Raw genomic sequence first — 20,585 nt, 5'->3', positions numbered from 1 at the left:
CTTCGATCCGTTACTTTACGCGTACGAGACTAAGTGTTCTCTTTTTCGGTGTGTTTACATCTTTGATGGCATCCAGTAACAAGTCCATTTGCCCCTGCCATGCATCTCTAACTTCAGGAAACATCGCTTTTGCATATAAATCCCGCTTGGCCCTCAGCCATCCGTCCGTACTTATATGTTGATCTAATACCTCGATTGCTTTTCGATTATTTGCATCGAGCAGTCCGCGGGGCTGAAAGAAGTTATATTGTACCCAAGCGTAATCCCGAAACTGCCGCTCAATCTCCCAACGCGCTTCATTCAAATGCATAACGCGTAGCGCCTGTTGATACTGCGGCGTATTGGTTAGCGTTGCCAGGTTAATACCTTTGGCAAAGTCGGCGGCCGACCACACACCTATCACTTCGTCGTCTATCAACAATTTGTGATTTCCATTGAGCCCCGTCACAGTCAATAGCTCTTGGTTCATCTCTTCTATGAAAGGAACGACTTTTATGGCGTCAGACTGACTTTTTTTGCTGCCCCATCCCCTTGGAATAGTGTCTAACGGATAGGGTAAAGCATTCGCTTGGTAATCAAAACTGATTCTGGTCGCATTTTTTTTGATGTCGGATAATGTACAGTTAGCAGAAGAGACTATGCGCTTCTTGGAAGCATCAATGGCTATTTCTGCTACTTTTTTTCCAGCGAATCCCTGCGCTTTTAGGAAGAGATAGGCCATCACCATATGCCCGTCGGTGTCGGGATGTACGCGGTCATTTCCGCATATCGTGAAGCTGGCGTCCGTTTTCTGAAACCTTCGATTGATATCGGTCATAGATTGGTTGAAATCAAAAAACTCCCAATTATTTTGGTCGGCCGATGCTCTTTGAAAATCGACAATACGCAGCATCGCTTTATTCTTGTCTTTGAGTGCAGTATTATCTTGGATGACAGCCTCCTCGTCGTAAGGGGAACTTCCCAATAGTACTATTTTTGTATCCGGAAGCCCTTGAAAGCGCTTTTCCATCTGTTTGAAAGCCTCAAAAGATTCCTTGACTTTGCTGTTTGCGAATTTTTCAGGTTCCGGACCATTGTATTCGAGATAGCCCGAATCATTCATGCCAAATGTCGTGATAAGTACCGTTGGTTGTTTGCTGAACACATCGCCGTCTAAACGCTTTAGCATTTCGATCACGCGATCGCCTCCTATACCTGCATTCTGTATCAACAGGTTCATCTGGGGGTAACGTGTCATATAGTACAGCCAGATATAGGCGTGGTAATGCCCGCCGTCTGTAATACTGTTGCCGAGGAATACCACGCGATCATCTTCTTTGAAGGGTGTGATTTGTTGTGCATAAGCACGTATCCCCATCGATAGAAAAAGGGGAAATAAACATGCTGTGGCTAAGGATCTTTTCATCTATAATTCGTATTCGTTATCGTTTATTATCGGTTCTCGCACACATCATGTGCTTATTGGATATCGCATATGCCGGTCATCATATCCAAACTGTATTATTCGAATTTAAAGTCGGTCGTTTTTAACGGTACTCATGATACTTCGTGGTCATTCGTACACACGCGTATAACTCGTGGATATCTTCATATATGGTTTATAAATAATTCATAAAAGGATGCAAGTTATACAGGGCAGACACCCAAAATACGTTTCCGTGCTTCGAGTCACAAGACCTGTATGCTTTGCACAAACAAATGTATAAAGCAAAATGCCCATCTGTAGCAGCAGGTAGGCATCTAAGTAAACGATTTTAAATGGGTTAAAACGATATAGTATTGATTTTGAAATAATTAAGCGTAAGTAAAGAAGTCGAATTGGTAGGTCGAATAGAATTTATTTGGCTTCAAAACCGCCTATTTTCTTCACTTTGTCTTCAAAATTATCACTATCGGCAAGTACTTTTCCCTTTACTTTGCTCTTATAGTTATAGATGGTTTGTATAGAATAACGAAGAAATATGGCAATTTGGTTGACATCGGTTATCCCTAAACGGATGAGCGCAAAAATACGTAGTTCGGTATTCAGCTGATCTTTCTTGAGTTGATACCGCTCTTCTTCTCGTAAAAGGGCATTGAACTCCTCTACAAAGTTGGGATACACTTCGAAGAATGTGCTATCAAAATGTTCATAAAGCTCTTGTGCATCTTTTTCAAGCGTCCGTGTGGAGGAAGTCAGCTTTTGCAGATCGTCAATCTGTCCGGCTTTGATTTTGCGATTCACTTGCTTTCGGTAATCATCCAGCTTGTCGAGATATACCGCGCATTGGTTAATATAATATCCAATGTATCGCTCACGTATCAGATTAGCCTCGTCTAATTTTTGATTTACGGAAATCAATTGAGTGTTGATCTGTTTCAGGTTTTTTCGCGCTCTTGATACGATCTTCACCTGCTTATATAAAAAGTAAAGCGTAAAGATCAAGATGATCACAAAAACACTTAACGTGAGCGCATACAACCGTAGATTCTTTTTCTGCTCTTCGATTTTGGCTAAATATGTAGCCTCAATAATAGGCTGGGTGCGGGAGATCACCGCGTTCCTGAAACGGGAATTGTAAAAATTTGCATCTTCTAATGAAGCTTGTATATAATTATAAGCCCTATTTACGTCCCCATTTTTATGCAGATGGATCGCTAGCGTTAGCAAGGATTCATTTTCTTTAACGGCTAGTTTAACATCGGTAATAGCTGCTAGAAGGAGATACATTACTTCCAGATCCGTATTTTTAAGCGCTCGGTTTATCATGGATAACGCCATTGCCGACATGCCATAACTATGCGAGCCAGGTTCTTCCTGTTTAAACAATGCCGTCAGTATCTGAGCCGATTCCGCATACGCTCCTTCTCCTTTTAATTTGAACGACTTTTCTTTCAGATACATATCTGTATCTTTTCCAAGCATATGCATTAAACTGTCCCGATACCGTTGGTTCTCTTTTACATAAATATGTTCGTACGTTGGGTTGTCCGTGTATTTGAGCAGATTTTCATTATAGCGAATGTAATCCCAGCAATACAAAGCCTTTAAATACTGTGGTAATTTGTGGTATTCTATCCTATCAAACACCTCCCGCGCTTGCGTAAATAGGCCTGATAGCGACAGCACGAATGCGAGTTTTAGCTTGCTCTCCGCTAAATAAATATCATTCTTCAATACCTTGGCAATCGCTATATTTCGATCGATATAGACGAGTGCAGAATCACATATAAAGGATTGGTACTCTTCAATAATTTTTTTGTGCAGATGAAATTGCTCGTCGAGCGAACTTTGCGTTGTAAGCACTTTTTTAATGTCATCTATCTTTTGCTCCTTAATCGATGTATACAACTTACGATCTGCAATAGTCTTATCAAGCTCCTTCAATAAGGAGTCTATCTCCGTGCTAGCGTACACGACAAGGCAAGAAGATAACAGGCCGATAAGGGTTAATAAAATTCTTTTCACTTTCAACACGGGCATCTATAATTTTTGGTCCTTTCCCTACAAACCTACGAAATATACTTCTATTATCTGTTCTCCGCCCGTATTTGAGCTTTACCAATAATGTATTGGCGGTAGGTTGTAATGAGTTGATTTTTAGTTTTTTGTGTATTTTTTGAAAAAGAAAGATTTACCAACGGCACGTTGTCAAGATAAAAAGCCTAATGTTCATCCATATATTTGCGTCATCCAATCTGTATACCATGATTATTTTATATCCGGAACATCGATCGTATAGCATACGGTATATTCTTCTTTTCCTCGCCCTCGTCGCGTTGACAGGTAGCGCAAGCAGCGTAAGCCCTTCAGCGATATCTGTGTCCGATCTACGATGTGAGAATTTGATTCGGCCACATGCGATAGATAACCTTCGCCCGCACTTCAGTTGGAAGACGACCTATAGCAAAGGGCAGATGCAACAGGTTTATTATGAAGTTCAGGTTGCATCGGACAGCTTAAGTTTACGTAAGAATGCCTTGGCGGATCTATGGGGTTCTGGAAAAGTGAAATCAGGCGCTTCGGTGATGATCCCTTATGCCGGAAAACCGCTGACTTCACGTAGCCTCTGCTATTGGCGCGTGCGTGTGTGGAATGCAAAAGGTGAGGTATCGGCGTGGAGCGATATTGAACGCTTTGGTGTGGGGATCATCGACAACGAAAGTATCCAAGGCGATTACATTGGACTCGCTACGGTCCAAAGCCCTTTGCTCCGCAAAGGCTTTTTTCTCGATCAATTGAAGACCTCTTTTTTACACATCAATTCACTGGGATATTACGAGGTATATATTAACGGTACGAAGGTGGGCGATGATGTCCTATCTCCGGCCGTTTCGCATTTGGATAAACGATCAATCATCACCACCTACGATATCAGTACATATCTTCGTCAAGGTGAGAACGAAATCGTGCTTTGGTTGGGGACAGGGTGGTATAAGCCGACAACCGGATTTGATGTTAAATTTGATGGGGCACTCGTAAAAGCACAGCTTGATGTGCTTGAAAAAAATAAGCGCTGGACTACACTTCTCACGACCGATGCTTCCTGGCAAGGATCGGCCAGCGGCTACAGCGATACAGGTACATGGCGGGCACTTCAGTTTGGTGGCGAGCGGGTAGAAGCGGGCCTTAATCCCGTTGATATGAAGAAGGGTACGCTAGATAGCAGATCATGGCAAGGAGTGCAAGTCGTCGAAATACCGCCGCATATCGCTTCTCCTCAGATGACGGAACCGAATAAAATTCAGCAGACCTTCACGCCTAAAGCGATCAAGCAACTCAATGACAGCACTTGGCTTGTAGACATGGGTAAGGCGCTCAATGGCTGGTTTGAAATAGCGCTGAGCGGCCTGAAGGAGAAGCAGGAAGTCGTGTTAGCATATAGCGACTTTCTCGATCAAGAGGGAAACTTTCTGGATCAAGGCCAGCAGGATATCTACATTGCTGCCGGACGGAATGCCGAAGTGTTCCGAAACCGGTTCAACCATCACGCCTTTCAGTATGTTCGGGTTTCGAACCTGTCTACGGCGCCCAAAGCGGAAGATATCAAAGCTTATCTCATTCATACCGATTTTAAGACGACGTCATCCTTTTCATGTTCCGATCCCGATCTAAATGCGATACACGATATGATTCAGTATACCATGCGCTGTCTCAGTTTTAGCGGTTATATGGTAGACTGCCCGCATCTGGAACGGGCAGGCTATGGTGGAGATGGTATTTCGTCGACGAATACATTACAGACCATGTATGCTGTCTCACCACTTTATACCAATTGGCTACAGGCCTGGGCCGATACCATGCGGGAAGGCGGAAGTCTGCCTCATGTGGCACCAAATCCCGGGGCCGGCGGCGGCGGTCCTTATTGGTGTAGCTTTATGATCATGGCCTCTTGGCGTACTTATGTTAATTATAATGACCCACGCCTTATACAGCGTTATTATCCGCAGATGAAACAATGGCTTTCGTATGTTGACGAATATACCGTAGAGGGCCTCCTACAGCGATGGCCAGATACGAAATACCGGGATTGGTTTCTGGGCGACTGGCTAGCACCAGCGGGTGTCGACTCCGGCAACCCGTCTTCCATTAGCTTGGTAAATAACTGCACCGTGAGTGAATGTTTCGCAACCATGGAAAAAATTGCGGCAACGCTGGGTGAGACCCAAGATGCAAAGATGTTTGCGGAGCGTAGGGATCAGCTGAATGAACTCTTACATCACCGCTTTTTTGATGCAGTTGAAAACACCTACTCGACCGGATCGCAGCTCGACATGACCTATCCCATGTTGGTTGGTGTAACGCCCTCTGACCGCTTTGAACAAGTAAAAAACAAGCTTTATAGCACTACTGCCGAAAAGCATCAGAATCACATCGCTGTAGGGCTAGTGGGGGTGCCGATATTAACGCAATGGGCGATAGAAAACGGAGCGGCGGACTTTATGTATACCATGTTGAAGCAACGTGATTATCCGGGTTATTTACATATGATTGATCAGGGTGCCTCCACCACCTGGGAATACTGGAACGGAGAACGTAGTCGTATACATAACTGTTATAACGGTATTGGAACCTGGTTTTATCAAGCATTAGGCGGTATACGTGTCGATGAAAAAAAACCGGGCTATCAGCACGTGCGCATCTCGCCGCAAATACCGAAGGGCGTGACCTGGGTAAAATCGACTATTGATAGCCCTTATGGCCCCGTCGGCGTTGACTGGACATTGGAACAAGATAAGCTCCGGATGCAAGTTGCTATACCAGTGGGCAGTAGCGCGACCGTTGTCGCGCCGGACAATATGCAACTTTCAAAAGTTAATGGCACAGTACGTCACGGGCAATCCATTAAAATTGAAAATGGTATACACAATATCGAGATGTCAGTTCATTCGGAAAATCATTAACCGCATTAAGATTACATAACGTTAACATTGTAATAGCTGCCGTTTCTTATTTTTGGGTTTGTCTATTACAAATTCATAAAATAAAACTATGATTACTACATTGAAAGGAAAAAAAGCAATAGTTACCGGAGGGGGTAGGGGTCTAGGGAAAGCTGTTGCTTCGTATCTTGCCAGAGAAGGGGTGCATGTCGGAATTACAGGTCGCAATGAAGAGAACTTGAAAGCTACACTCGCCGAGCTACACGATATCGGAGTCAATGCGGCCTATGCTGTGTTTGATGTAGCCAACGAAGTAGCAGTTCAAGAGGGTGTCAAGAAGTTAGCGGAAAAGCTAGGCGGTGTAGATATACTGATCAATAATGCCGGTGTAGGCGATTTTGGTAAGATCGCAGACATGTCTTCTAAACAGTGGGAGGATGTGATTCGCGTAAATCTTTTTGGCGTCTATTATGCAGCAAAAGCAGTCTATCCTTTTTTGAAAGAGAAAGGCGAAGGTGACATCGTTAATGTGGCTTCTACCGCAGGCTTGAAAGGAGGCGGTAACATGTCGGCCTATGCCGCTTCAAAAGCTGCCGTTATTTCCCTCTCGCAATCGATGATGGCCGAATGGCGTAAGGAAAACATCCGCGTCATTACATTAACACCAAGTACCATTGCTTCCGATATGAGTATCCAGGGCGGGCTTACAGATGGCAATCCGGAAAGCGTCTTACAGCCAGAAGACTTTGCGCAATGGGTATGTGATATGCTTAAAATGAATAGAAGAGCGTTAGTGGCCAATGCCTCCATATTTTCGAACAATCCTTAATACGCTTCGGAACCAATCTCTTTTTCCGAATAAATGATAACTTGATTCGTTAGTTTATATAATATAATCTATTTTTGTAATGGCGGTTAAGTTAATCGTTGTTAAATTAATTTTTGTTAATTAAATTAGGAATGAAGTTTTACAATAGACATACAGAACTGGCACTGTTGGAGAATATACTCAAGCAGTCCGGTGAAATTGCTCGTTTCCAAGCAATCATTGGTCGAAGGCGAGTTGGCAAGACTTCATTATTGATTGAATCCGTTAAGGGGGAGAAATATCTCTATCTTTTTGTATCCCGAAAAAATGAGCATTTGTTGTGTCAACAATTTCAGAACGATGCCGAACAGATGCTTGGACTCCGGATATTTGGCACTATAAACTACTTCAGAGATTTGTTTGAACAGCTTTTGTTATTTGCCCTGCAAGAGCATTTTACACTTATAATAGATGAGTTTCAAGAATTCGAAAATGTAAACCCTTCTGTATTTAGCGATATTCAAAACTTATGGGATCAATATAAAGACAGGGCTAAGATCAATCTTATCGTCTGTGGATCCGTATACTCATTAATGACCAAAATATTTGAGCACAATAAAGAACCCTTGTTTGGTCGGTTGACGTCGAAAATGATTCTTCAGCCATTTAAGGTGAATGTAGTAAAAGAGATATTAAAGGATTACAATCCAGATTTCGAGCCTGAAGACCTTCTTTGTCTATATATGATTTCAGGAGGAGTAGCTAAGTATATTGAGCTCCTGATGGATGCAGGAGCAGTCACTAAAAACCAAATGTTGGATATGATAACACGGTCGGACTCTCCATTCTTAGGTGAAGGAAAGGATATTTTGATCACTGAATTTGGTAAGGAATACGGTACTTACTTCTCCATACTCCAATTGATTGCTTCGGGCAAAAATACACAGCGTGAAATTGATTCTATTATTGAAAAAAACACGGGATCTTATCTGAACAACTTAGAGCAGCACTATTCTTTGATTATACGGAACAAGCCTATTTTTTCTAAACCTAACAGTCGAAAAGGCAGATGGCGCCTTAAGGATCATTATCTGAGTTTTTGGTTTAGATTCATATACCCGCATCAAGCACTTATTGAAATAGGACGGTTAGATCTCCTCCGTGAATTTATCGAGAAAGGATACGAACAGTATAGCGGACTGGTCCTTGAACAATATTTTCGAGAAAAGATAAGCTTGGAGGAGCGTGTGACAGAAATGGGTAACTTTTGGGACAGTAAAGGGCAAAATGAAATTGATATTGTCGCCTTGAACCATCTGGATAAGACGGCGACGCTAGCTGAAGTGAAAAGGAATCCAAAAAAAATAGATTTACGCATATTAGAACAAAAAGCCGGAGCGCTACAGAAAGAGCTTGCTCAATTTCAGATCAAGTTTCTCGGCCTGTCTTTGGAAGATATGTAAGCATACTGCTGCATTAAATATGGTTTCTCCATAGATATATGCGTATCCAAAAATATATCCAAAAGGTTCCCTCAGCTAGTTAAACCATTTGCATTTTCGATTCTCTTTTTTTTCGTGCTGATAGCGATTCCATATTCAGGTCCCCCCAGGACGTTTACTCAATGAAAGAGCTCTTTGACGCGGTCAAGATACTCCTCCACTCATTACCGAAAATGCGTCGGGATCAAATGGGTAACATTGTATTGGAAAAAGAAAGGAGTTACTACATGAATGACAGGATAAATAGCAACAAGATACTAGGACTTTCGCATTACGTAATGGTCTTTCTGGTCGCTTTAATTGTTAGTTGCAGCAAGGATAAAGATCCTTCCCCTGTGCACAATATTGATCCCGATGCGATATCCGTTTCACTTACCAAGATCTACGCACCCGAAACAGGTGTCCGCGTAGACTATTCGCATGTCTTTTTCTCTATGATTGGCAAAACCATTTACTATGGTGCTACGTCAATTTCCGATGGGAAACCACGATTTTTGTCCTATAACACCGCGAGTAACAGCTATTCTGCAGCACTTGCCGTTACGGACGACCTGTGTGCTTGCGGATATAGCGGCAAATTAGTGAATGATGGCAAAAAAATGTACTTGTTTGCCAATGGAAGCGCAGCTTACGACGTGACGGCCAATACATGGACTGCATTAAACTACCCGAATTCTGCTAGGGACGGCGAAGTAGGTACGGCTATATATAGTGGTAATATTTATTCGCTAGGCGGACGATCGCGTCCGAAAGAATTCCGGTATTACAGTATAAAAGACAATACTTGGCTCGGATTGCCCGACTACCTATATCCTACATCCCATTCAGGCGTAGCGGGAGTTGACAATAAAATTTACGTACTGGGCGGTAGGAGTGCCGATAAAAAATTCAGTGTTTTCGACCTATCAACACGCAGTTGGGAGGCGCTGCCCGATCTGCCATTTAATTACAGTTCAGCTCCTACCATGAGCACGGTAGTGGTGTACAAAGACCTGATCTGGCTGCTGGACTGGCAAACCATGAAGCTACACATCTATAACCCGTCCATGCAGAAATGGAAAGCTCAACCGCTTACTACCGGCGTTACTTCGTCCTTCTCGGTTTCACTGTTAACGAATGGCGACAAATTGTATATTGCCAAAGCGTTAATGAACTCGGCTACGGTGGAGTATCACGAGGTGACTGTTTCTTATTAAAATAGATGTTATCGCAACCTGCATTACGGTAATTTGGGTTGCGATAATTGGGATATGAAATTTACAGCCAAAAGATCATCAGAAAAATCTGTAGGCTGGAACCACTTATATGTCTTGCTCTTGTTTTCATTATTACTATACCTTTGTTTCTAGATACGGTTACTTAATTAGTGCCGATTGTCTAAAACAAAGGTATAGCACATATCAACCCTCGACTTGTCCAGTCCCGATTTCTTGATTTACAGGGTTTGGAAGTTAAAGAGAAAGGTGTGCCAGTATCCCTCGTAGCGGTATTCGGTTTAGATTTAAATGGTGGTTCAATCGGTTTTTGCATTAACTGGCTGATAATAATGGAAAGAAGCTAGGTGTCTGTTACAAAGAAGGTCTTCTGAATAAATACGGTCTTAGTCAATTTGCGGATAAAAATTAAAAAGAAGCATAATCACGTTGTTAAAAGTGATTTTTAAGCAGATATAGTTTGTAATTGTTCCAAATATTCTATTAATTTTAAATAATCTTGCAAAATAACGCATGATTATTTTTTTTTCTGTAGTATTGTAAGCGCTAAGCTTATGATAAATCCGGTTATTTCGATTGTAGCAGTACAAATAATTATTTTTTAACAAACAAACTATCAAACGTATGAAACAAAAATTACTCTTAGTTTTTATCGGGTTGTTTATGATGACAACCTGTTTGATGGCCCAGCAAAAAGCGGTTTCAGGGCGCGTTAGTTCTGCAGCTGGCGAAGGATTGGGAAGCGTAACGGTGACAGTGCAAGGAACGACACGTTCCACGCAAACTACCGCAGACGGTTCATTTTCCATTCAGGCTGCGCCAGGTGAAGTCTTGGTCTTCCGGGCCATCGGCTCCGAAGAAAAAAGACAAACTGTCGGTGATGGTAGCGTGTATAATGTGTCGCTGATATCTACGGAAGAAGCATTGGACGAAGTGGTTGTAACGGCATTGGGAATCAAACGTGAAAAGAAAGCCTTGGGCTATGCTGTGCAGGATATCAACGCCGAGGAATTGATGAAGAATAAAAATCCGAATGTAATCAACTCGCTAAATGGGAAGATTGCGGGTGTGAATGTGACAAATTCAGGTGGTGCTCCCGGTGCTTCGGCTAATATCGTTATCCGTGGAGGTACTTCCTTGGAAAGAGATAATCAGCCGCTATTCGTCATCGACGGCATTCCGATGGATAACTCAACTGGGCAGGGCGATAACTCGGCTTTTGATGGTAGTACGAATATCTCGACCACTAACGGCAACAGGGCGTTGGATATCAATCCAGAAGATATAGAGTCGATGTCGGTACTGAAGGGTCCTGCTGCTGCTGCCTTATATGGTCTACGCGCTGCCGCTGGTGCGATCGTCATCACAACAAAGAAGGGTGTTGATGGTGCAACTCAGGTAGGTGTTAATTCAAGATTTGGCGTTAACTGGGTAAATAAGCTTCCTGAGCAGCAAGCAACCTATAAACAAGGTTCTTATTATAATAATAAATATGTAGCGCAGACTTTTGAATCTTGGGGTGATCCATTTGCGGAAGACGAAACTCGGTTTGATAACATGAAGGACTTTTATGAGGTCGCCAATATGTACGATAATTCCTTCAATATCTCAGGAGGATCGGCAAAAGGAAACTTTTTCCTGTCGGGTTCTAATGTGTACCAGACCGGAGTAGTTCCCACGACTGATTTCAATCGGTCGACCGTACGCTTTAACGGGGAGCAGAAATTGGGCAAATTCACTTTTGGCGCCAACGCCTCCTATTCCATGAGCGATACCCGAAAAACGCTTACGGGTTCTGGCCTTTGGGGGTCTTCGGGTAACGGATATATGGAATCTGTGTTGATCTGGCCTGGTAATAATGATATGAAGAACTACCTGACTCCGGATGGCCAAAATAACCTGTTATTACCGCAGATCGCCTTGGAAAATAATACGGACAATCCGTATTGGCTAATCAACCGGAACCCACAATCCGACAAAACGGATCGGATACTCGGAAATGTATATACGAATATCAATGTCACCGATTGGTTCGATATTACGTATCGCTTGGGTGTCGATAATTACACATCACAGTTTAATACGCTGGTAGCCCCAGGGTCGAGCGTGAAGCTGGCCTGGCAAAATGGAATGATGTCCAATACGGATAAGAAATATCAATACTTAAATAGTAATTTGATGTTGAATTTCAAAAAGCAGATCAACGACTGGGATTTCAATTTGTTGGTGGGTAATAACGCGGAAGATACCAAAATAAAATCTTCTTCGATGCGTGGAGAAAGTTTTGAGCTTGCTGGTTTTGAAAGTATGGAAAATTTTAGCCAAGACAACAAATACTATACGCAGGTTTTTAACAACAGGAGAATTGTAGGCGTTTACGGTGATTTTAGAGTGGGATATAAAGGGATTGCCTACCTTAATGCAACTGGACGGAACGACTGGTCTTCGACGTTGCCTAAACAGAACAGTTCTTTTTTCTACCCCTCGATTTCGGGCTCTTTAATCTTTACCGAATTGTTTGAACAGAATGATATCTTGTCTTTTGGTAAGATCCGCTCGTCGTGGGCTTCGGTGGGTAAGGACGCACCGGCATATGTCACCTCGACGGCTTTATTTGGCCCTGAACTTACCATTGGAGGTGGCTTTAGAAACCACTGGACCAGAGGTAACGACATGTTAAAGCCGGAAACAACGAACTCGTTTGAAATTGGTACCGATTTGCGTTTCTTGCGGAACCGTATTGGTCTCGAATTTACCTATTATAAAACCAATTCAGTAGATCAGATACTTCAGCCTCGGGTTTCTAATGCGACAGGTTATATCTTAACATACTATAATATTGGCGAACTGAACAACGAAGGATTTGAATTTTCGTTGAATGCAACCCCGGTTAAGAAGGGCGATTTTACGTGGAATACGATGTTGAATTTCTCCCATAATAATGGAAAGGTTGCGGAGTTGATAGGTGGCTTAGATATTTTGTATGTTACTGACGTACAGGTTGGAACTGGAAAGGCGGCCTCGTATAATAACGGTGACTTTATGGGAATTAGCGGTTCGATATGGCAGAGAGACGATGCGGGGAATTTACTTTTGGACTGGAAAACCGGAATGCCGCTGACTTCTTCATCTACGACTACTTACGTGGGTAACAGGGAGCCGGATTTTATAGGAGGTTGGAATAACTCATTTACCTATAAAAATTGGGATCTATCGTTCTTGTTTGATTTTAGAAAGGGTGGAGATATCTACAACGCGTCTGAATATTGGATGACGATCTATGGTACAAGTAAAAATACAGAAAACCGGGGCGAAACGATTGCATTTTCAGGCATGGCATTAAACCCGGATACAAAGCAATACGAGTCAGTATCTCGGGAAGTCGTTGCCAACGAAGCATATTATAAGGATGTGTACGCGAAACATACTCCCCATTTTATAGAGAAGGTAAACTGGTTTAGGTTACGTTCGGTGTCATTGAGCTATTCATTGCCACAGGATCTGTTGGCGAAATCGAAATTTATCAAGGGAGCGACCTTCAATGCCATGGGATCTAATCTTTGGTTGTTAACGAATTATTCCGGTGTTGATCCGGAAACTTCCGCCGCTGGTGCAGGGGTAGTTGGATCAGGGTCTGTAGGTATCGACTATGCTGGAGTGCCAGCTACTGCAGGAGTTACATTTGGTGTTAATTTAAAATTCTAATCCGATGAAAAAAATAATATTTATACTAGGGGCGGTAGCGACATTATCCTTTTCTTCTTGTGATAAATGGCTTGATGTAAATGATAATCCCAATAGTGGTACTGCTGAGAAGCCAAGGGCGGAGCAAAGGTTGCCTTCGATCTTGGCGCAGTTTGCAGATGGATATGAAAGTGCGGGTACCAGGGCGGTACATGTTACGCATCAGCTTGCGAATACATACGGCGCTTCGACCAGAAATTACCTGCTTACACGCTGGTACTCCGACGCGGCGGCGGCCAATTGGCCGTGGCAGGCGTGGTATGTGAATACGGCCGTAAATCTAGCGCCCATGATCACGGCAGCCGAAGAGGTAGGGGCCCATCACTATGTCGGTGTTGGCAAAATAATCAGGGCTTGGGGTTTCGGTTATTTGGCCGATTACTACGGGGTGCTTCCTTTTCAGGAGTTCGATAACAAAGATATATTGACCCCTAAATTTGATGACGCCGAATACGTGTATTCCGAAATTTTAAAATTATTGGACGAGGCAATCGTCGATTTGCAGAAGGAGCAGGCTGAATTTGCGCCCGCCTTAGCGCTGGGTGATACCTACAACAAGGGTAATGTCGAGAATTGGATCAAGCTTGCCTACGGGCTGAAAGCACGCTTTTTGTCGCACCTGAACAAAAAGTCAACATACGATCCTGACGCAATTTTAGCAGCGTTGGAAAATGCGCCACAGACTGCTGCAGAGTCTACTATTTACCAATATGTAGATCAAAGTTCAACGACGACGTCAACGGCGCAATCTGCCCTGCAGTATGTGAATACTTCTGCAGCTACGCGTGTATCGAAATTGTACATCGATTACATCTTAAATAGATATACTGGCGCTCCTAGCGGTGCGAATAATATGCAAGATCCCCGCTTCGCGTTATTAGTTCCTCACTCGCAGGAAGGCGACGGCACAATGCGTGCGAGTGTAGGAGTGGATTTTTCGAGTGAGAAGGTGCTTACGGGGCCGTCTGCTTATGCATATGATGCCAAAACAAATAAGTTCGATAGTGCGGATTCTGTATATGTGCAGTTACGTGAAGCAAAGGCAGCTAACGGTCGGATATTGTCTACCGGTACCTGGTATAATCACAAGAATTCCAAAGGTCTATTGTTAACTGGGTCGGAAATGAAGTTTATTGAAGCTGAAGTAAGGTTAAGAAAGAATCAGAATGATTTGGCTTGGACAGCGTATAAAGACGGCATCAAAATTCATATGGAGATTATGGGGATTCCTGCAAATACCATTAGTGCTTTTCTAGCGAGTACTTCGGTTGTACAGAGTGCGGGCACATTAACCATGAGCCATGTTATGATTCAAAAATATATCGCGCTTTCTTACTCACCCGAGCAGTGGGTGGATATGCGGAGGATGAATTATAGTGCGGATGAGAATGGTAATTATAATGAGACTACCGGGATTTATAAGGGGTATAAGCGGCCAGCTCATGTGTACGAACAATCCTATCCTAGTGCAACAGATTGGCCGAGAAGGTTTGCAATGGCTTCTTATGAGCTGAACTTTAATAGTGCCCAGTTGCGTTTAGCGGCGCCAAATTACGACTTGCCGACTTATATCAACGAGCCGGTATGGTGGGATAAACCATAATTAGTAGTTTTAATTGTTGAAAAAGGTCTGGACAAACGTTCAGACCTTTTTTGTTACGTCCGTATCTATCAGGGTATATTTGCAACTAGAATATTACAAAATTGTGTACTTGGTACACGAAGGTATTCGTGAGTGTGGCCATAAAAATGGCTTTCCATCGTTTTAATGCATGGTTCTGATAGATTTATCACATTTTTTAACAAGATGTGCGCTGGTCTCGTCTTGCGCTTTGTTGCGAGGGTTTGTGCAGATTGTTACAAAAAACAAGAATTATTATGCTGTATTGTGCATGATTTGTTTTATTTTTATTTCAGATTATTCTTAAGACCATGAAATAGTAAGGCGTAACCTTTTCTATTTAAGAGAGTAAACTTAATGTAAATCAGAAATTATGAATACACGCATTGCCACATTATTACTGTTAGGTTTGGTAACCTTCGCTTCATGCACGAGTAGACAACTGTCTAAAGACGCTTCTAGTGCCATGTCCCAAAAAGATACGAGTGCAGGCCACAAAGGAATTATTCCCGCAGCTGACCGTCTTTCTGTTTATTTACCTTTATTAAAGGGTAAGAAAGTAGGGCTTATGGGCAATCAGACCTCTATTGTAGGCGCTGAAAAGGAACACTTGGTCGATGTATTATTGCGCGAAAAGGTGGATTTGAGGTTTGGCTTTGCGCCCGAGCATGGTTTTAGAGGCACGGTAGAACGTGGTGAAAAAGTAAGTAACGACGTTGACGCTAAAACGGGACTGCCGTTGTATACCTTGTATGGCGGAAATGAGAAACAAGACTCCATCGTACAATCTATCGATGTCATGATATTTGACCTACAGGATGTCGGCGCACGCTTTTATACCTATATCACTTCCATGCATCGCGTCATGGAATTATGTGTAAAGCACAATAAAGAGCTAATCGTGTTCGACAGACCGAATCCATGTGGTGATCAGGTAGACGGGCCGGTACGTAAAGACGATAAATTTAAATCCAATGTCTCGTTCCATAAAATAGCTATGGTACATGGTCTGACTGTTGGTGAATTGGCAAAGATGATTAATGGAGAAAAATGGTTGGAGAATGGGAAGCAATGTAAATTGACAGTGGTTCCTGTCGAGAATTATACGCATGCATCGCTATATGAATTACCAGTTGTTCCATCACCAAGTCTACCTAATCATTTGTCGGTGCGGTTGTATGCGTCACTTTGCCTGTTTGAAGGAACGGATATATCCGTAGGACGCGGTACAGATTGGCCGTTTCAGGTAGTGGGCCATAATGATCCGATCTATGGTGATTTCTCTTATACGCCAGGGGAGAAAGCCGGCATGGCAAAACATGTGGAAGGGAAAGGTCAGAAATTGTATGGCGTGGATTTAAGAGGATTGGATGCAGATAGTCAGCAGTTCACACTGAAATACGTGCTCGATTTTTATAACAAGATGCCAGATAAATCCAAGTTTTTTGCACGGGCAGAATTTTTCGATAAGCTGGCGGGAACAGATGAACTCCGCAAGCAGATTTTAGCGGGCAAAACGGAAGCTGAAATTAAGGTCTCGTGGAAACCCGAATTGACCGCATACAAACAGATGCGTAAAAAGTATCTGCTCTATCCGGATTTTGAATAGGGAAGTGAATCAATACTGTGCTTAATTATGCGTTTTTATACGGTATAAAATTTAAAAGGCGATAAAAAGTGCATAATAAATTTAGTTTTTAACATTTATTAACTAATTTAGATTCAGTTTTAAGCGGTTTGTTTGAAAGAAGGTAAATAATACCGCATTTCTTAAAACCAAATTATGATAGAAGTCAAACATTATTTTAACAAACTAACAATGAGAAGATCTTTACTATTTTCTGTTGCATTAGGTATAGCAATTGCTTCGCCTTCGGGCTTTTTGGTCGCCAAGGGGAGCGTGTATATAGCTAATTCAACATCTTTCAAGAAGGGAAAAGACACCCAACAGACCATACGGGGTAAGGTGTCGGATAGCAATGGCCCAGTTCTTGGCGTGACGGTGCAGGTTGTCGGAAGCGCTACGATTACGAGTACCGATGCATCGGGAAACTTTACTGTTTCAGCTCCCGAAGGCGCTGTTCTTAGATTTTCGAGTGTGGGGTATAAAACTCAGGACATCCGACCCAATAGCGACAATATAACCGTGGTGCTGGAACACGATGAGAATTCCTTGGAACAAGTTGTCGTAGTCGGGTATGGTACGCAGAAAAGAGCGAACCTTACAGGCGCAGTCTCTTCGGTCAACGCGGATGAGGTATTTCATAACCGTCCGATTCCAGATGTCGCACGTGGGTTGCAGGGTGTTATTCCCGGTTTAAATATTAGAGTACCTTCGGGAGAAGTTGGCTCGGATCCGCTCTTGCGTGTCAGGGGACAGGTGGCCTCGCCAAATGGCGGCGCAGCACCATTGGTTTTAGTCGATAATGTGGAGGTGCCAAGTTTACAGTATGTTAATCCAAATGATGTCGAAACGGTAACGGTGTTGAAAGATGCGGCCTCCACTTCTATTTATGGTGCAAAAGCCGCATTTGGTGTTGTATTGATTACCACCAAAAAAGGTTCGAAATCCGAGAAGGATGAATTTATTTATTCCAATAACTTTATTGTACAGTCACCTTTTAAGGATATTGAAATGGCTGGTATTGACGGAGCGCAGTATACTTATGATGCGCATCGCAATATGAAAGGTGTTGGGCCTGCGGGTGGATTTTGGGGGATTGATGAAAATAGTTTGCGGTTGATGCGCGAATGGGAGGAAAAGTATGGAGGATCTGTATCTTATGATGACCCTGTAAAGTACGGTAGGGATTGGTATTGGGACGGGGCGTTGAATAGAAAATTTGGAGTGCGTAATTACGACCCGGCCAAGGTTATGGTCAAAGACAATGCCTTTTCGCATATGCATAATCTGAGCCTAAATGGAAGACGGGGGGCTACAGCCTATAATGTTGGTCTAGGTTTTATCCAGCAAAATGGTATGATGAAACCCGCCAATCATGATGATTACATGCGTCTCAACCCCTCGATTCGCTTATCTACCAAGGTGAATGACTTTTTAACCATACGCGGAGGTGTGATGTTTTCGGAAGGGCGTAAAAGAACTCCAACGTCCTTAAATGCAAATGGTTATGTTTCTGATCCCTGGTTGTACGCATTCAGATGGAGTAGATTATTCCCTATAGGCGTTCAGGATAATGGTGAGGACTTGATTGATCCGGCGTTTTCTGCACGATCAGCACCTGATGCGGTGACGACTAATCGTTTTACTAATCTGAATTTGGGAACGACGGTGGACTTTACAAAAAATTGGAATTTACAGGTGGATTATTCTTACAATGCGGAGGATCGGTTACAAACTTCTGCCGTGCCTTATGTGCGTGGTAGGGAGCATTGGTACGGTGTAGAGCCTCGGATGGATGCAGAAGGCCGTTTTGTCTTTGTCGATGAAAACGGTGATCGAACATACGACGGCGGTATCCCAGCCTACCAATTTCCTATGGTTGACCATACGACGAAAGATAATACGTATGTCAGTCGGAGTTCACGAAGAGATAAGCGGCATACTTTTAACGCTTTTTCAACATATGATTGGAATGTAGATGAGAATCATAATGTTAAGATGATGGTAGGTACAAATATCGTTGCTTCTGACGACATTAGCCATAGCTCTCGACGTAGCCAGTTTCTGTTGCATACCGATAATCCGCAGTTTCAATATGCTTTGGGAGAGCAATTGGTCGAAGGGGAGAATGCGTGGCAATCTCAGGCAGGTTTCTTTGGCCGTTTAAATTATGCTTTTCAGGACAAATACCTTGTCGAGGCAAATCTGCGTTATGACGGATCTTCAAAGTTTCCTGCGCACCTAAAATGGCGCTGGTTTCCGTCTTTTTCAGCAGGATGGGTGCTTTCCAATGAGCGCTTTATGGAAGGGCTAAGACCTGTACTAAGTTTTGCTAAATTTAGAGGGTCTTGGGGTAGAATAGGCGACCAATCGGTCGCAAATAATTGGTATATACCACGAATGGTCATACCTAATAGTCCGGCATGGATAGGCGCAGGCAGTATATTACGCCAGGTAAACGCACCGGCGTCTTTTCAGGGAGATATTCTCTGGCAAGATATTGAACATTTAAATTTTGGCGCTGATTTACGCTTTTTCAATAATAAGCTGGGCGTTACAGCAGATTGGTTTGAGCGTAATACGAAGAATATGCTTATCCCGGGTGAAACTTTGCCGGCTACTTTTGGAACGGGTGCGCCAACGGGTAATTATGGCGATCTTAGGACAAGAGGCTGGGAAATTGCCGTGGATTACGCGCATCAGTTTGATAATGGATTACGCTTATCCATTAATGCAAATATATCTGATGCAGTAAGCGTTACAACAAGAGGTGCGGATCATAATACGCCTTGGGAAAATAGAGGGATTCCTTTGGGGCATAGCACAACTTCACCTTCTCAGTTTTCGACAGGTCGGACATATGGAGATGTCTACGGTTTTGTGACCGACCGTTTGTATCAGAAGGAGGATTTTCTATACGATAGTAACGGAGATTTTGTAACGACGACCATTATTAGAAATGGTTCCGCCAGAACAGTTAATGTACTAGCAGGAGAAAATCCAGTCTATCAAACCTATTTTCAAGATGGTGGACCGGTAATGATGATCAGTCCAGGCGATGTCAAATTTGCCGATCTGAATGGAGATGGTTTTATTGATAATGGTAATGGTACAAATGGTAATCCCGGAGATGTGACCGTAATCGGAAATATCACACCAAGGTACGAGTATGGATTTAGATTGGGAGCGGATTTCAAAGGCTTTGATTTGGCTGTATTTTTTCAAGGGGTGGGCAAACGAAGTATATGGGGCGAGGGGCCATTGGCTACTCCGGGTTATCATGTCAGAGATGGGGCGATGTCCCAGGTTATTGCTGAGGATTACTGGCGTGAGGATCGTACGGATGCATTTTATCCCAGAGCGTGGCATATGAATGGATCCAGTTCCAATTGGGTCATGCGCCCGCAATCCCGTTATATGTTGGATATGTCTTATCTTAAAATTAAAAACATTACGGTAGGATACAATTTACCCGCCAACATAGCGAATCGCGTAAAGTTCAAGAGTGCTAGGGTGTATGTGTCACTAGAAAACTTTATCACATTTGATAATTTGAGAGGGTTGCCTATTGATCCGGAGGCTATATCGGGAGTTACGTCACTGACGGCCTCGAGTAATTATAATCTCGGTAGGACAGGATTGGGTAATCCATCGTTTCGATCTGCTTCTGCAGGGGTGCAAATAGGATTTTAATTTAAAAAAAAGGATG

Annotated in this window: 10 protein-coding genes; 8 read left to right on the top strand and 2 right to left on the bottom strand. The window is 43.0% G+C overall.

All coding sequences use genetic code 11. From position 1 onward, the window contains the following. Positions 1 to 10: 10 nt before the first annotated feature. Both C4F40_RS18465 and C4F40_RS18460 read right to left on the bottom strand, forming a co-directional pair. Positions 11 to 1,405, bottom strand: coding sequence for an SGNH/GDSL hydrolase family protein (locus tag C4F40_RS18465; protein ID WP_196940905.1), 1,395 nt, complete (start codon positions 1,403 to 1,405; stop codon positions 11 to 13). A gap of 432 nt (positions 1,406 to 1,837) precedes the next feature. Continuing rightward, positions 1,838 to 3,448: a DUF6377 domain-containing protein gene (locus tag C4F40_RS18460; protein ID WP_196940904.1), complete on the bottom strand. Its 1,611-nt coding sequence runs from the start codon at positions 3,446 to 3,448 to the stop codon at positions 1,838 to 1,840. Between the two features lie 200 nt (positions 3,449 to 3,648). On the opposite strand from C4F40_RS18460, the gene C4F40_RS18455 reads away from it, so the two are divergent. The 8 genes from C4F40_RS18455 to C4F40_RS18420 all read left to right on the top strand — a co-directional run bounded on the left by C4F40_RS18455 (position 3,649) and on the right by C4F40_RS18420 (position 20,569). Then, a complete protein-coding gene (locus tag C4F40_RS18455) occupies positions 3,649 to 6,384 on the top strand; it encodes a family 78 glycoside hydrolase catalytic domain (RefSeq protein WP_231390130.1) in 2,736 nt (911 codons plus the stop codon). An 88-nt stretch (positions 6,385 to 6,472) separates the two neighbouring features. After that, the gene (locus C4F40_RS18450; RefSeq protein ID WP_196940902.1) at positions 6,473 to 7,192 is read left to right on the top strand and encodes a 3-ketoacyl-ACP reductase; all 720 of its coding nucleotides are present in this window, start codon (positions 6,473 to 6,475) and stop codon (positions 7,190 to 7,192) included. A gap of 131 nt (positions 7,193 to 7,323) precedes the next feature. Further along, a complete protein-coding gene (locus tag C4F40_RS18445) occupies positions 7,324 to 8,634 on the top strand; it encodes an ATP-binding protein (RefSeq protein ID WP_196940901.1) in 1,311 nt (436 codons plus the stop codon). Positions 8,635 to 8,795: 161 nt separating this feature from the next. Further along, entirely contained in the window at positions 8,796 to 9,869 is a 1,074-nt protein-coding gene (locus C4F40_RS18440) for a tRNA wybutosine-synthesizing protein 4 beta-propeller domain-containing protein (RefSeq protein WP_196940900.1), read from the top strand. 642 nt (positions 9,870 to 10,511) lie between these two features. Next, complete coding sequence (locus tag C4F40_RS18435; protein WP_196940899.1) at positions 10,512 to 13,592, top strand: SusC/RagA family TonB-linked outer membrane protein; 3,081 nt, start codon at positions 10,512 to 10,514, stop codon at positions 13,590 to 13,592. A 4-nt stretch (positions 13,593 to 13,596) separates the two neighbouring features. Next, positions 13,597 to 15,234 carry a SusD/RagB family nutrient-binding outer membrane lipoprotein gene (locus tag C4F40_RS18430; protein WP_196940898.1) on the top strand — a complete coding sequence of 546 codons (1,638 nt, stop codon included), beginning with the start codon at positions 13,597 to 13,599 and terminating at the stop codon, positions 15,232 to 15,234. A 391-nt stretch (positions 15,235 to 15,625) separates the two neighbouring features. Beyond that, the gene (locus C4F40_RS18425) at positions 15,626 to 16,861 is read left to right on the top strand and encodes an exo-beta-N-acetylmuramidase NamZ family protein (protein ID WP_231390129.1); all 1,236 of its coding nucleotides are present in this window, start codon (positions 15,626 to 15,628) and stop codon (positions 16,859 to 16,861) included. Positions 16,862 to 17,071: 210 nt separating this feature from the next. Continuing rightward, positions 17,072 to 20,569 carry a SusC/RagA family TonB-linked outer membrane protein gene (locus C4F40_RS18420; RefSeq protein WP_196940897.1) on the top strand — a complete coding sequence of 1,166 codons (3,498 nt, stop codon included), beginning with the start codon at positions 17,072 to 17,074 and terminating at the stop codon, positions 20,567 to 20,569. Positions 20,570 to 20,585 lie beyond the last annotated feature (16 nt).

The sequence above is a fragment of the Sphingobacterium pedocola genome, from assembly GCF_015209965.1.
GTDB classification, from domain to species: Bacteria; Bacteroidota; Bacteroidia; order Sphingobacteriales; family Sphingobacteriaceae; genus Sphingobacterium; species Sphingobacterium pedocola.
The sequence above is the reverse complement of the archived record's forward strand: the minus strand, read 5'-3'. Positions and strand labels throughout refer to the sequence as shown.